Below are 13,162 nucleotides of genomic sequence, written 5' to 3' on the forward strand. Positions count from 1 at the left end.
CACGGCAATACCAGTGTCCCGTCGTTTTTTATTTACTTTTAACAAAAAACCTTAAGCCACTTTCTCGGCTCAAGGTTTAGAGGGATACATTAATTTACCTTTGGACGATTCTCGACTTCCCACAGTTTTTCAAAAAAGGGCTGTCCTTTAATAAGGTTCTCACACAGTGTCAGGTGCTTGTCCGACCAACCGTACTGGGTTTCTTCATAGAGCATCTGCCATATTTCTTCAAAGTCCATCGCTTGGATTGTCCGGTAGCGCTGAGGTGCCCATTCCGTATACCAGTATCGGATTTCCGCAGTATTATTCGAACTGTGAAGTTGATCCAATGCCATGAATAACAGCTGCTTCAATTGCCTTTCTTTTCTCGTCAGTCCACTCATCATATATGGATTCGGTGAAAGGATGTGATAGGCATCCTCTCTTTTCGGATCCTGCTGAATGGAGTACTGCACCGTTTCATGGCTTTCCACCATTTCGTAAACCAATTGCTCTTGTCTTGGTATCAGCCTGCTCTTCCTGATTGGCACAGTATACCCGATTGTGTCAATTGCAAGTATTCCCGTACCATCTGTGACGATAAAGCAATAATCCAACTGTATCCGTTCATGGTTTTTTCGCAAGTATGCTTTCTGATAGACATTATTAAGCAGTTGTTGAGGTAACTCTGATAAATCATTCTCGATGTAATGAAACAGTGACTTGTCCACTTTAATCAGAGGAACCTGATCTAATAATTCAATGACGTCCTCTTTTCTCCACTCATGAAAATGGCAGACATTATAGCCATTTTCTTCGCCTTCGAACCAATTTACCCATACATCATGAAGATATAACATGATTGACCCCTCGCTTTGCTTCAATCTTATTTGTCAATCAGTATAGGCTAATCTGTGTAAATTTATTCCTATTAATCAGGGTTTTATAGATAGTCATTGTTTTTTCTGCGGGGTATATAAATCGAGAGCGTAATGATGAGGAGTCCTAATAGAAGTAAATAACATTCGATTCTAGAGGACACGAAAAAAATATAGTCTGTAAAACTCATTCCAGTCGTGAGCAGATTTAAATACATGATTAAGCTTACCCCTCCTGAAACAGCCAGTCCAAATCCTATAAAGAGCCCAAACAATTGTCCCACCATACCTTCCGCCTCTATCCCTTACATTAAGATAATGGAGCTCGTCCATGCTTTCTATAGTTTATGAAAGGAATGGGAAGATATGACGGAACCCGGTGCCTATTTTCACGGTTACTGCCCTGAATTCTATGGTAAAAATATTGACGACGGTTTACCAAAGAGTGAAATCGTTGATGTATCCTGGTTTTTTAAATAGTTTTGGACTAATCGATAACCTGAAGAATAGCCTAGCATATTCGGATAGGATTTCTGACCAAGAAGAAGCTGATCATGCAGGGGGCTCCGTCGTTTCACATCCAAATTGGGTTCTATCCATTTATCATAGAAGCTTGACAACTCTGCTTCCTCATACGCTTTGGTCCATGGGGCTACATACTTCTCCCCACAGTATTCCCGGACGGCATTTTCTGCGAGCCCCTCAAAGATAATGGAATCAAGCAGCGTATATTGGTCTTCCTTTTTACTTAATTTCTTCATTCTGACACAGTGATGGTATTCATGTACAAATAGTGCTTCATATTCTTTTGGGTCTTCCTGGTCAGTGATAAAGAAGAATATTTCATCTTTGAAGCACACCCCTGATTTTTTCATTGAAGACTGAAACATCCCCCTTTTTTCCTGCACGGGGAATAAATAAATCGGAACACTCGGGCCATTCCATTTCCTTCTGTATTTCTTTTCATATAATGAAAATCTCGCCCAGATATCTTTTTCTTTCAACTTCTCAAAGATGTCACCGGCATGCTGTGCAGACCGGTACATTCCATGCTTCATCAAATAGTGGTAAAACGATTGTTGGTCCTCTTTACCGTTGATTGTTTTCTTCAGCAGTTCTAATGGCTTACTGATTAAATCTTCTAACCATACATCGGTAGGAGCAACAGCCACCTTCATCCCTCTTTTCCGGCTTTTTATATCTATATGTAAGGAAGAGTGTATTCACAACCGGAAAAGCATCAACGGGTAAGCTTTAATCGCCTATGGAGCTGAATGCAAAAAAAGAGCCCGCCAAATTCGATTGGGGGCTCTCATGTTTCATTTAGTCCGTATACTTTTTGAATACGATGGTAGCATTGTGACCACCGAATCCTAATGAGTTACTCATCGCTACATTCACTGCCTGCTCTCTTGCTTCGTTTGCTACATAGTCAAGATCACAGTCTGGATCAGGTGTTTCAATATTGATGGTAGGAGGCAGAATACTGTCTTTCATGGCAAGGACTGTGAAAATCGCTTCCACCCCTCCTGCTGCTCCAAGAAGGTGACCCGTCATGGATTTCGTTGAGCTCATCGCTAATTTGTATGCATGCTCCCCGAATACTTCCTTCACGGCCATCGTTTCGTATTTATCATTATATGGTGTACTTGTTCCATGAGCATTGATATAATCCATCTCTTCAGGAAGGATTCCGCCATCTTCCAGTGCCATCTTCATCGCTCTCGCCCCGCCTTCACCAGCTGGTGCAGGCGCAGTGATATGATAAGCATCTCCAGTACATCCGTATCCGACGATTTCCGCATAAATCGTCGCTCCACGTTTAAGGGCATGCTCAAGCTCCTCAAGCACGACGATACCCGCTCCTTCTCCCATTACGAAACCATCACGGTTTGCGTCAAAAGGCCTTGAAGCTTTTTCAGGGTCCGTGTTAGTGGAAAGGGCTGTGTTTGCACAGAAACCGGCAACGGACATTTTGGTGATTGGAGCTTCAGCTCCACCTGAAACCATTACATCAGCGTCACCGCGCTGAATGACTTTAAACGCGTCTCCGATGGAGTTGGTACCTGTTGCACATGCCGTTACGGTACAAGAGTTGAATCCTTTCGCTCCCAGCATGATGGACACTTGTCCTGCAGCCATATCAGGAATGATCATCGGTACGAAGAATGGACTTACCCTACGGTATCCGCGTTTTTGGAATGTTTCGTATTGTTGTTCGAATGTTTCCATTCCCCCGATACCAGAACCGATCCATACCCCGACTCGGTGAGCATTTTCCTCTGTGATGGAAAGTTTCGAGTCTTTAACAGCCATTAAGGATGCGGCAATCGCATAATGAGTGAAGCGGTCCATCTTTCGGGCTTCTTTTCTTTCCACCCCGAAATCTTCTATATTAAAGTCTTTTAACTCTGCTGCCACCTTTGCAGGATACTCATCAGCGTTTAAACGCGTTAATGGTCCTACACCCGTTTTCCCTGCTAAAATATTCGACCAGGTCGATTCAACATCATTACCCAACGGCGTGACACTGCCTAAGCCCGTCACGACTACACGCTTCTTATTCATTTAAATCCATCTCCTTTATCTGCATGTTGTAGATTGTCTTATGATTATCAATTATTTACCCCAGCGCATGATGATCGCGCCCCATGTTAAACCGCCACCGAATCCTACCATGACGACGACATCGTTCTCTTTCACTCTTCCCGCTTCCAGATCCTCGATTAAGGATACTGGGATAGAAGCCGCTGAAGTGTTTCCATATTTATTGACGGTCTTGGACATCTTTTCAACCGGCAACTCCAGCCGTTGTCTCGCAGCTTCCATGATTCGGATATTGGCTTGGTGAGGAATCAGGAAATCCACATCCTCTTTTTTCAATCCAGCTTTTTCAATGACATTGATGCTGGATTCACCCATTTGACGTACCGCGAACTTAAATACTTCGCGTCCGTTCATGATCAATTTTTCGTCTTGATACAAATGCTTAGCTCCAGATCCATCAGATCCTAATTCGAAGGCAAGAATTCCTTTACCATCAGGAACGGGTCCTAGAATGGCTGCACCTGCTGCGTCCCCGAATAAAACGGCTGTATTCCGGTCTTCCCAATCTGTGATCTTAGATAGTTTCTCCACACCAACGACTAGGACATGCTTGTAAGCACCATTATCGATAAACTGCTTTGCTGTAATCATACCATACATAAAGCCGGCACAAGCGGCACTGATGTCCATTGCCGCAGCCTTCTTAGCTCCCAATCGTTCTTGAAGAAGGCATGCGACAGAAGGGAATGGATAGTCAGGGGTAACCGTTGCAACCAAGATCATATCGATATCTTCAGGGGTGATCTCTGCATCGGCGATGGCCTTTTTAGCGGCTTCAAAAGCCATGTCAGAGGTATTTGTTTCATTATTAGCTATTCTTCTCTCTTCAATGCCTGTCCGTGTTCGAATCCACTCATCCGAAGTATCCACCATTTTCTCCAGGTCGGCGTTTGTCAAAATCTTTTCAGGAAGATAACGTCCAATTCCAATAATACCTGTATTCATACTGGCGTTCCCTACTTTCGTTTTATATTTTTTTCATATACTTTAGGTTTATTATCAATTATTATGACTTGGTACTAATTTTATCGAAGATTTCTACTTTCTGCAATTATTTTTTACTTCTTCCATTCTTCTACACGTTTGACCATACTCGTACAACCCCATCAATCATAGGTTAATTAGTAGTCAGAGGGGGTGATGATGTGTCTGAAGAAAAACGGCAACATCCATTTGAACAGATGATGTTCGGGGGACGCAGGAAGAACCAGGAAGTACCTACTTTACAACAAGGAGAGAATAAGACAGATGGGGGATCACTGCTTGACGGAGTTCAATCTATCATGAATTCCATTGATGAGTTAAAACCCCTTTATAAGAAAATCAGTCCATTTTTAAAAAACGGCAAATAAAGCTGTTGTAAATCATAAAAAAACGGGCCATCGTTATTCGATGACCCGTTCTTTCATACACTTACTCTTTATGTAAGGCGTCCTGTTTACCTAATTCATATGCCTCATTCATGACCTGTGTGAATAGCGTCATGAATGGCTGTAACATTTCAGGTGAGAATTCGACCCCTGCTTGATCCAGCTGTTCCTTCGCTTGTGGGAAGTACTTCATGGCAATCTGCATAAATTCCATTGTTTTATCTTGATTCATTGCTTTGATTCCTTTCCATTCGGCAATTTGCCGGTATCGATATAGTTTTGAATATGCTTTTTCATTTCAGATTGAAAATCCTTCGGAATGACGGGACTGAATTTGCCCATGGATATGACTCCGTCTTCGAAATCAAACTCCAGGTTACCGGAATCCAACTTGTCATTTACGAGCCTATCGGCCACAATACTATACAGCTTATCCGCATGCTGAACAGTGCTCGTCAAGACCGTTGATTCCCCAAGATCTGATTGATCCGATACATACCCAATTGCATAAAGTCCCTTTTCCTTAAGCTTTTCGATTACAGCTACATTATAGCCGTCACCTGCAGGATATACAACATCGACATCTTCGCTTATTAAGCGGTCTAACTCATTAAGTGCGGCAGTTGAATCATCCCAGTGATTGGTGTACTTCACCTCAAGCTCTGTGTCACTGTTTTGATATTTCGCCCCGTCAATAAACCCCTGAACCTCCGGCTGCCAATCGAAGGCAGCGATCACACCGACCTTATGTGTCTTAGAGTGAAAGGCTGCTGTCATACCTCCAAAAAAACCCATTGCGTATCCCTTGAATCGCAGACTTGTCGTGTTTTTCTCAGTGGCATCCCCATTAAAGCTGACAAAATGAATGTTAGGGTAGTCAGCGGACAGATTATTAAATACCTCGGCATACTCACTCCCGTGCCCAAATACTAAAGTAACATCTTTTTTATCAAATTCATTCACTGCTTGCTTGATTGATGTATCATTCTTCATTCCTTCTTTATAGAAGACATCTGCATTATATTCCGATTGTATTTTTAATAATCCTTTATATCCCTTCGTTCCCCATACTCCATCATTTACTGCCTCAGGAACCAATAAACCTACCTTGTCTATTTCTGCGCTATTCCCTGTTGAACAACCACTTAGCCCCAGCAGGAATGCAACCAAGAATAACGCGTAACATCTCTTCATCATATGCAGCAACTCCTTCAAAGCTCGTGCAGCATCTATAAAAAGGACAATAGAAAATTATTACATCATCCTTATTTTACCCTCACCTTCCTCCTCATGAAAAGGAAAAGTTTTCTCATTCCTGAATTTCATGCATGTGAATCCCTTTTCGCTGTTGATCAATAATGCTCTCATGAGACTTGGATGGTCTGACAATGATCTCTTTACCTTTTGGTGTGCCGTGGCGAAATTTTGTTGAAAACTCTTCATCCGATATATACGAAAGAGCTTCGTTCCAACTTCTTTCAGATAATGGTTTAAGGATGAATCGTTCTTTTTTTGATGAAAGATTGACTATTGCTCTGGCAGCATCCTTCACATATATCGCGCCCGTTGGATCATCTACAAATCCCGAGATTTCTTCCCTTCCCATTAACAGTTGTGCAAACAGAAAATCCTCCGGTTGATGCATGCCGTATAGTGTGGGAATGTAAAAGATTGATCCCTCCGATTCAACATTCCGAATTCCAAATTCATTCGAATAAATCCGAACCACATGGGGGGGCTGGTCCATTTTTCCAAGGAGCCCATCCACCGCTGTCAAGTAACTGCCCTTTTCCCCTCTTAATTGGTCATAATATGGAAGGAACACAGTACATTCTGAGTTTACGTTCTGATTCCAATCCCCATATGGAACGTACTCAAGATTTGCATTCCTTCCAATTTGCAGCCATTTATCCTCAAATGCTTTATTCTCATCAATGGCGGTCACAGTCCATCCTTTTTCCAGAAGGGCGTCACAGAGCTCAAATCCCAAAAACTGTTGTGCAGCAAATACAAATGCATGATCCAAATCAATCACTCCAATATGTTAGTTATAACTCTTTCTCATGTAAGGAAAAGTAAGAGGCAAATTTTCCTCCGAGGGTTCCCCGTTTCTCAGGAAGGACAAAAAACAGATCCGTTGAAATTCCATTTTGTAAACGCTCCGTATATATATCTTTTATGAGTGAGAACTGATTTTTATAACGATTAAGAGTCATCGACTGTACAATATATAGTGGTGTCGAGATGGTCTTGAAGATTTCGTAGTCATGGGACTGCTTGGAGATGAAGGCTTCACATTCCTCTTCCTTCACCCTGAGCATCTGTGAAAGCTCTTTTATCACTTTTTTATAAAAAAATTTCTGTTCCTTTTCTTGTTCCAAGTGATCATATAATGACACACAAGGTGAAAGAATGACGACGCTTCTAATATCATGTTCCAATTTCGGGTACAAATTTTTCAAAACTAATGCGCCCATACCTTCTGCTAATATATGGATTTTTCCATTGATGATTTCATTCCTCTTCACGTACTGATAAAGTCGCCTGGACAGTTGCACGGCTTGATCGCTACCCCAATTCGCTCCATATAGATTACTATAATACACAATATATCCCTTTGCGGTCAGGTCTTGAATCCACTTATGGCGTGCCTCATGCTGAATCCAAAAGCTGCTTTTCCCATCTACATAGTGATGGGAATCCCCAATGATCATTACAGCGAATCCGTTCGGGCGTTCAGGATAATGAATCATGCACCACTCTTGCTCTAATTGAAACAATCGCTGATACATTCAAATTTCTCCTTTTACATAGTAAGTCTTTATAGTTTATGTGAAAAATCAGTAATGGTAAGGAAGAACGCCCAATGCCACCCTATTATTTGCAAATTCCGTCTATCATGACAGGGTTTACATTTCACAGATTAGTCATTTATTAATTGAGTTAGCTGTGGTAAAATAAGAAAGATTGAAATGAGTGACAACATACGATTGATTTAGTTGATTACATAGGAATGAGGTGACTTGGCGTGAGATTTTTCTGGATGTTTTTCTGGGCTTTTGCATTATCTGAAATGTTGACTTACGTAGTAAGCTCCATGAATGGAATCGAATTCCATTTTCAAACTGGACTGATCCTTACCGTTTGTTTCGCGGTATTGGTATTCCTTATCACGCTTGTTATTCCAAACGAGCCTGTCGAAAACCATTAAAAAAAGCAGCCAATACGGCTGCTTTTTTTTAATGTATCATCAATCCATCTTCTCCTGCATCGATGGTGATGGTTTGACCCGTTCTGATATGCCCGGCAATGAGCTCCCGTGCAAGCCTTGTTTCGATCTCCCTTTGTAGGTACCTCTTTAAAGGTCGAGCTCCATAAACAGGATCATAGGCTGATTCAGCAATGAACTCTTTCGCCCTGTCTGTAAGGGAAAGCGTGATATGCTGATCCTCCACCCGATGCTGGAGTTCTTCTATGAGCTTATCAATGATCCCTTTAATATTTCCGATACTTAACGGTTTGAATAGGACGATGTCATCCACCCGGTTAAGAAACTCTGGACGGAAGTAAGAGCGCAGTTGCCCCATTACGAGATCTTTTGTTTCATTGTCGATCTCATCTTCTCCTTTATTCCGTTCGAGAAGATGAGCCGAACCAATATTGGACGTCATAATGATGACTGTATTTTTACAATCAATGGTCCTACCCTGTGAATCAGTGATCCGGCCGTCATCGAGCATCTGCAGAAGAATATTGAATACTTCCGGATGGGCTTTTTCAATCTCATCCAACAATATGACAGAATAGGGTTTACGCCTGATTGCCTCTGTCAACTGGCCGCCCTCTTCATATCCAACATAACCCGGTGGTGCACCAATCAACCGTGAAACCGCATGTTTTTCCATATATTCAGACATATCGATGCGAATCATCTGCTCTTCGCTGTCAAACAACGTTTGGGCTAGCGTCTTGGCAAGCTCTGTCTTTCCAACACCTGTAGGTCCTAAGAAAATGAAGGAACCAATCGGTCTATTCGGATCCTTGATTCCTGCCCTCGCCCGAATGACTGCATCGCTGACCAATTGAACAGCCTCATCCTGTCCAATCACCCGCTCATGCAGAATGCGATCAAGTTTCAATAACTTCTCTCGTTCCCCTTCCACAAGCTTTGTCACAGGTATTCCCGTCCATCTCGCTACAATGTTAGCGACTTCTTCTTCTGTCACTTCTTCACGCAGCAGCCTGCCATCTTGTTCTTTCATCATTTCCTGTTCTACTGCTTCAAGCTCCTTTTCCATTGCCGGAATCCGGCCATGTCTGAGTTCAGCGGCCCTATTGAGGTCATAATCGCTCTCAGCTTCCTCTAGCATGCGCCGAAGTTTCTCAAGCTCTTCCCGTTTCTCTTGAACGACTGCGATGCTTTCCTTCTCCTTTGTCCATTTTAATTTCATGCTATTGGCTTTTTCCTTTAGATTACTTAGATCTTCCCTGATACGCTCGAGTCTTTGAAGACTGGCAGCATCCTTTTCCTTATTCAAAGCCGCTTCTTCAATTTCAAGCTGCATCACCTTACGTGTTACTTCATCGAGCTCGGACGGCATCGAGTCGATTTCTGTTCGGATCATCGCACATGCCTCATCAATCAAGTCGATCGCTTTATCCGGCAGGAACCGGTCTGATATATAGCGGTCTGACAGCCTGGATGCAGCTACGATAGCGCGGTCATGAATATTGACTCCATGATGGATTTCAAATCGTTCCTTTAATCCCCTCAAGATGGAAATCGTATCTTCCACGTCCGGCTCCTGTACGAGTACTTGTTGAAACCGCCTTTCCAAGGCTGCATCCTTTTCAATATACTTTCTGTATTCGTTGAGGGTCGTTGCTCCGATACAATGGAGCTCTCCTCTTGCAAGCATCGGTTTCAGTATGTTCCCTGCATCCATGGCTCCTTCCGTCTTTCCTGCACCGACAATCGTATGAAGCTCATCAATAAATAGAAGAATGCGTCCTTCACTCTTTTTCACTTCTTGTAGAACAGCCTTTAACCGTTCCTCGAATTCTCCCCTGAATTTAGCACCTGCGACCAATGAGCTCATGTCTAATTCAAAAATCGTCTTATCCTTCAAGCCTTCAGGAACATCCTTCCTGACAATTCTCTGAGCAAGACCCTCAACGATGGCCGTCTTCCCTACGCCTGGCTCACCGATCAAGACGGGGTTATTCTTTGTCTTACGGGACAGAATCCTGATGACATGGCGAATCTCGCTATCCCTTCCTATAACAGGATCGATTCTTCCTGAACGGACATCTGCCACAAGGTCTCTTCCATATTTTTTTAGGGCTTCGTACTTCACTTCGGGGTTTTGCGTTGTCACCTTACTCCCTCCTCTGATCTCTTCAATAATGGCTAGCAACTCATTTTCAGTTACATTTTGTTTCGTTAAATATTCTGTTACTGCATGATTCTTTTGTTTCCACAACGCGAGTACAAGATGTTCAATAGAGACGTAGTCATCATCCCATTTATTCTTTAGACGTTCACTGTCCTGTAGAAGTTGGTGAACGTCCCTTGAAAGGTACTGTCCATATTGGATTCCCTCCCCTTCTACAGCAGGCATGGTATCTAACTTCTCATCTAACCACTCCAACATCCCTTGTATGTTCAATCCTGCCCGATCGTAAATGGTTCCAAGGAATCCGTCTTCTGCCTTTAAGAGTGACCTCCATAAATGAAATACACCGACATCAGTATGTAGCTTTTCTTGGGCCAATTGCCCAGCCGATTCCAATCCTTGTTGAATGCTGTGAGTCAGATTTTCAACATTCACCGTTTTTCACCTCTCATTTTGACCTTTATTGACCTTTACTTACATTATATCCCTTTCTACGAAAAAAGGGAAAGGAAAAGGAACAAGGACCGCCTCATCGTGGCATCCTTGTTCCTCTTGTTTATGGTTTTCTCACATACGACCAAATACGATTGTGATTGGAGTTTTCAGGGAACCTTTCCCCAGCTTTCAAACGAAGTTTTTGAGGATTTTTCACCATGCTCCCCGTTTCACCGATTTCTATATACTCACCGTTGTTAGGAGCTTTGTCCCCGGCCCTGAATTGGCGTGATTGTCCCATTGTTACCCCTCCTTTTTCGAAGCAATGCTTCCTTCCTATTTTTCTACAGTACAGAGCATTCATGCATGCCATATGAAGGATAAATATGATAAACACGTTACGGTTCGGTTAACATTCGGAAAAAGGCTTTACAGTCTTTCCCTTTATGGTGTTAAATTAAAAAATGTGGAGAATAAAAGCTTGGAGGATACACAATGGATTTTTATCTGATCATGAAATATTTATTTTTAGGGATTTTTCAAGGTTTCACGGAACCCATCCCGATCTCATCGAGTGGACATTTGCTGCTTGCTCAGCACTTTCTTGGAATTGAAGATGCTACATTGACTTTTGAAATGCTTGTCAACACCGCTTCATTGCTCGCTGTACTCATTATTTACCGTGAAGACATCATACGTCTGATCGTGAATGGATTGGGCTATTTTAAACATAAAACACCTGAAACGAAAAGAGATTTCCATTTCATTATCTACTTGATTATTGCAACAATCCCTGCTGGGTTAATTGGTGTTTTATTTGGGGACATAATTGAAAAACATTTAACTGGAATCACTACCGTAGGAATTACCCTGATTATTACCGGTATCGCACTGTGGCTGATCCGTAACCTTAGAGGGAGAAAGAATGATGGAGATTTAAATGTAAAAGACGCCATCATCATCGGTCTTGCCCAGGCGGTTGCCCTCATCCCTGGGATCAGTCGTTCAGGTGCTACGATCGTAGCAGCCATGGCCAGCGGAATGAAATCCGAAACAGCGCTGCGTTTCTCATTTCTTCTTTATATACCTGTAAGTGTCGGTGTCATGGTATTCGGCATCAGTGATCTAATGGACGACCCTGATTTAGCCTCTAGGGCGGTTCCGTACTTAGTCGCTTTCATTGCATCACTGATCGCTTCATACTTCTCATTAAAGTGGTTCATGAATATTATGGCTAAAGGAAACTTGAAATATTTTGCGATATACTGTGCCGTTGTTGGCGCTGCCGTCCTTATTTTCGCTTAATCCCCTTCTGTCCGTCCGGTGCCTTTGTTAAGCTTGTAATAAGACATTAAGATGGAAATGATGTGATTTCATGAGTGAATACCTTGAACTCCCTTCTGAGATTAAACAATTATTTATTGAAAATGAAACAGTCAAAACCGTAGAGAAAGGTCGTTTTTTGTTTCAGGAAGGAAAAGTAGCACACGAGCTATATTTAATCAAAGGCGGACGAGTTCAAATCAGCAAGATCATTCCTGACGGTCGTGAATTGTCCCTGCGCATCTGTTCGAGTAACGATGTGATCGGCGAGCTGACGTTATTTTGCAAAGAGGCTACTTACATGCTCAGTGCAAAGAGTTTGGAGGAGACGGAGGTCTTTGTGTTACCTAAGGAGGAATTTGAAGAAAAGCTTTCCCAGAACGGTGACCTGACAATTAAGTGGCTAAAATGGATACAACTTCAAAATCGGCAGAACCAAACAAAGTTCCGCGACCTGATCCTTCACGGGAAAAAAGGAGCCCTGTACTCTACCCTGATCCGCATGACCAATAGCTATGGAAAAAGCGTTAAAGATGGCATTCTCATCGATTTGCCCTTAACCAACCAGGAATTGGCCAATTTTTGCGGATCACCCAGGGAAGTGGTGAACCGCTTACTCAGTGAATTGAAGAAAAAAGACGTCCTCAGCTCGGAAAGAGGATACATCACCATTCACAATCTAGATTATTTAAAAGATGAGATCGATTGTGAAAATTGTCCGGTGTCCATATGCCGGATTGATTAAGAAATATACAAAAAAATCCCCAGGGACAAGGTTGCCTCCTGGGGATTTTTCATGACTATCAGGGATTACCGAATGCCCAATGCGATCTTAGCATAACGGGACATATTGTCTTTGCTCCAAGGTGGATTCCAGACGATGTCTACATCTGTTTCTTTGACTTCTGGAATGTCCCTCAATGCCGTTTTGACTTGATCAACGATGGTTCCTGCGAGTGGGCAACCCATTGATGTCAAGGTCATTGTGACAGTCGCTTTTCCTTCTTCGTCCAACTCCACATCATATACTAAACCTAAATTAACAATGTCTATTCCTAATTCAGGGTCGACTACCTGTTCCAAGGCACCCATCATGTTATCTTTAAGGTCTTGATCCATGCTAATCACTCCTTGTTCTTAATGCTTGTATCTCCTTCTTACTCATTACCAATCT

General features: G+C 42.5%; 16 protein-coding genes. 4 read left to right on the top strand and 12 right to left on the bottom strand.

Features of this window, described 5'->3' with window-relative positions:
* Nucleotides 1-89: 89 nt before the first annotated feature.
* The 5 genes from ACIGG7_RS13000 to ACIGG7_RS13015 form a co-directional block, all read right to left on the bottom strand.
* The gene (locus ACIGG7_RS13000) at nucleotides 90-839 is read right to left on the bottom strand and encodes a YjbA family protein (protein WP_224941544.1); all 750 of its coding nucleotides are present in this window, start codon (nucleotides 837-839) and stop codon (nucleotides 90-92) included.
* Between the two features lie 83 nt (nucleotides 840-922).
* Entirely contained in the window at nucleotides 923-1,144 is a 222-nt protein-coding gene (locus ACIGG7_RS23735) for a YuzI family membrane protein (RefSeq protein ID WP_224941545.1), read from the bottom strand.
* 123 nt (nucleotides 1,145-1,267) lie between these two features.
* The gene (locus ACIGG7_RS13005) at nucleotides 1,268-2,029 is read right to left on the bottom strand and encodes a DUF2268 domain-containing putative Zn-dependent protease (protein ID WP_397549909.1); all 762 of its coding nucleotides are present in this window, start codon (nucleotides 2,027-2,029) and stop codon (nucleotides 1,268-1,270) included.
* Between the two features lie 151 nt (nucleotides 2,030-2,180).
* On the bottom strand, nucleotides 2,181-3,425 hold the full coding sequence (gene fabF, locus ACIGG7_RS13010) for a beta-ketoacyl-ACP synthase II (protein ID WP_397549910.1): 1,245 nt from the start codon (nucleotides 3,423-3,425) through the stop codon (nucleotides 2,181-2,183).
* 51 nt (nucleotides 3,426-3,476) lie between these two features.
* Entirely contained in the window at nucleotides 3,477-4,409 is a 933-nt protein-coding gene (locus tag ACIGG7_RS13015) for a beta-ketoacyl-ACP synthase III (RefSeq protein WP_224941548.1), read from the bottom strand.
* Nucleotides 4,410-4,609: 200 nt separating this feature from the next.
* On the opposite strand from ACIGG7_RS13015, the gene ACIGG7_RS13020 reads away from it, so the two are divergent.
* Complete coding sequence (locus ACIGG7_RS13020) at nucleotides 4,610-4,816, top strand: hypothetical protein (RefSeq protein WP_224941549.1); 207 nt, start codon at nucleotides 4,610-4,612, stop codon at nucleotides 4,814-4,816.
* Between the two features lie 61 nt (nucleotides 4,817-4,877).
* Here ACIGG7_RS13020 and ACIGG7_RS13025 read toward each other — a convergent pair whose 3' ends face one another.
* From ACIGG7_RS13025 to ACIGG7_RS13040, 4 genes are all read right to left on the bottom strand, one after another.
* Nucleotides 4,878-5,066, bottom strand: a complete 189-nt coding sequence (locus ACIGG7_RS13025; protein WP_224941550.1) for a ComZ family protein — start codon at nucleotides 5,064-5,066, stop codon at nucleotides 4,878-4,880.
* Nucleotides 5,063-6,031 carry a BMP family ABC transporter substrate-binding protein gene (locus ACIGG7_RS13030; RefSeq protein ID WP_397549911.1) on the bottom strand — a complete coding sequence of 323 codons (969 nt, stop codon included), beginning with the start codon at nucleotides 6,029-6,031 and terminating at the stop codon, nucleotides 5,063-5,065. Before ACIGG7_RS13030 ends, ACIGG7_RS13025 begins: the two co-directional genes overlap by 4 nt.
* Before the next feature lie 112 nt (nucleotides 6,032-6,143).
* Nucleotides 6,144-6,860, bottom strand: coding sequence for a hypothetical protein (locus ACIGG7_RS13035; protein ID WP_397549912.1), 717 nt, complete (start codon nucleotides 6,858-6,860; stop codon nucleotides 6,144-6,146).
* 22 nt (nucleotides 6,861-6,882) lie between these two features.
* On the bottom strand, nucleotides 6,883-7,626 hold the full coding sequence (locus ACIGG7_RS13040) for a hydrolase (protein WP_224941553.1): 744 nt from the start codon (nucleotides 7,624-7,626) through the stop codon (nucleotides 6,883-6,885).
* Nucleotides 7,627-7,862: 236 nt separating this feature from the next.
* Here ACIGG7_RS13040 and ACIGG7_RS13045 point away from each other — a divergent pair, with 236 nt between their 5' ends.
* Nucleotides 7,863-8,045: a DUF2929 family protein gene (locus tag ACIGG7_RS13045; protein ID WP_219166952.1), complete on the top strand. Its 183-nt coding sequence runs from the start codon at nucleotides 7,863-7,865 to the stop codon at nucleotides 8,043-8,045.
* A gap of 28 nt (nucleotides 8,046-8,073) precedes the next feature.
* Here the strand turns inward: ACIGG7_RS13045 and clpB are convergent, their stop codons facing one another.
* Both clpB and ACIGG7_RS13055 read right to left on the bottom strand, forming a co-directional pair.
* Nucleotides 8,074-10,665 carry an ATP-dependent chaperone ClpB gene (gene clpB, locus ACIGG7_RS13050; protein WP_224941554.1) on the bottom strand — a complete coding sequence of 864 codons (2,592 nt, stop codon included), beginning with the start codon at nucleotides 10,663-10,665 and terminating at the stop codon, nucleotides 8,074-8,076.
* Nucleotides 10,666-10,786: 121 nt separating this feature from the next.
* Complete coding sequence (locus ACIGG7_RS13055; protein ID WP_224941555.1) at nucleotides 10,787-10,966, bottom strand: YjzC family protein; 180 nt, start codon at nucleotides 10,964-10,966, stop codon at nucleotides 10,787-10,789.
* A 194-nt stretch (nucleotides 10,967-11,160) separates the two neighbouring features.
* Here ACIGG7_RS13055 and ACIGG7_RS13060 point away from each other — a divergent pair, with 194 nt between their 5' ends.
* Both ACIGG7_RS13060 and ACIGG7_RS13065 read left to right on the top strand, forming a co-directional pair.
* Nucleotides 11,161-11,970, top strand: coding sequence for an undecaprenyl-diphosphate phosphatase (locus ACIGG7_RS13060; protein ID WP_224941556.1), 810 nt, complete (start codon nucleotides 11,161-11,163; stop codon nucleotides 11,968-11,970).
* 70 nt (nucleotides 11,971-12,040) lie between these two features.
* On the top strand, nucleotides 12,041-12,733 hold the full coding sequence (locus ACIGG7_RS13065) for a Crp/Fnr family transcriptional regulator (RefSeq protein WP_224941557.1): 693 nt from the start codon (nucleotides 12,041-12,043) through the stop codon (nucleotides 12,731-12,733).
* Nucleotides 12,734-12,798: 65 nt separating this feature from the next.
* Here ACIGG7_RS13065 and ACIGG7_RS13070 read toward each other — a convergent pair whose 3' ends face one another.
* A complete protein-coding gene (locus tag ACIGG7_RS13070; protein ID WP_224941558.1) occupies nucleotides 12,799-13,107 on the bottom strand; it encodes a metal-sulfur cluster assembly factor in 309 nt (102 codons plus the stop codon).
* Nucleotides 13,108-13,162: the final 55 nt, after the last annotated feature.

Origin of the sequence: Rossellomorea sp. NPDC077527, from assembly GCF_044542955.1 — a bacterium.
GTDB lineage: Bacteria > Bacillota > Bacilli > Bacillales > Bacillaceae_B > Rossellomorea > Rossellomorea aquimaris_E.

Bases quoted from the DNA above. Each gene is read 5' to 3' on its own strand.
- fabF (WP_397549910.1), bottom strand. From the start codon at position 3,425: ATGAATAAGAAGCGTGTAGTCGTGACGGGCTTAGGCAGTGTCACGCCG.
- ACIGG7_RS13025 (WP_224941550.1), bottom strand. From the start codon at position 5,066: ATGAATCAAGATAAAACAATGGAATTTATGCAGATTGCCATGAAGTAC.
- ACIGG7_RS13055 (WP_224941555.1), bottom strand. From the start codon at position 10,966: ATGGGACAATCACGCCAATTCAGGGCCGGGGACAAAGCTCCTAACAAC.
- ACIGG7_RS13030 (WP_397549911.1), bottom strand. From the start codon at position 6,031: ATGATGAAGAGATGTTACGCGTTATTCTTGGTTGCATTCCTGCTGGGG.
- ACIGG7_RS13060 (WP_224941556.1), top strand. From the start codon at position 11,161: ATGGATTTTTATCTGATCATGAAATATTTATTTTTAGGGATTTTTCAA.
- ACIGG7_RS13065 (WP_224941557.1), top strand. From the start codon at position 12,041: ATGAGTGAATACCTTGAACTCCCTTCTGAGATTAAACAATTATTTATT.
- ACIGG7_RS13000 (WP_224941544.1), bottom strand. From the start codon at position 839: ATGTTATATCTTCATGATGTATGGGTAAATTGGTTCGAAGGCGAAGAA.
- ACIGG7_RS13015 (WP_224941548.1), bottom strand. From the start codon at position 4,409: ATGAATACAGGTATTATTGGAATTGGACGTTATCTTCCTGAAAAGATT.
- ACIGG7_RS13040 (WP_224941553.1), bottom strand. From the start codon at position 7,626: ATGTATCAGCGATTGTTTCAATTAGAGCAAGAGTGGTGCATGATTCAT.
- ACIGG7_RS13070 (WP_224941558.1), bottom strand. From the start codon at position 13,107: ATGGATCAAGACCTTAAAGATAACATGATGGGTGCCTTGGAACAGGTA.
- ACIGG7_RS23735 (WP_224941545.1), bottom strand. From the start codon at position 1,144: ATGGTGGGACAATTGTTTGGGCTCTTTATAGGATTTGGACTGGCTGTT.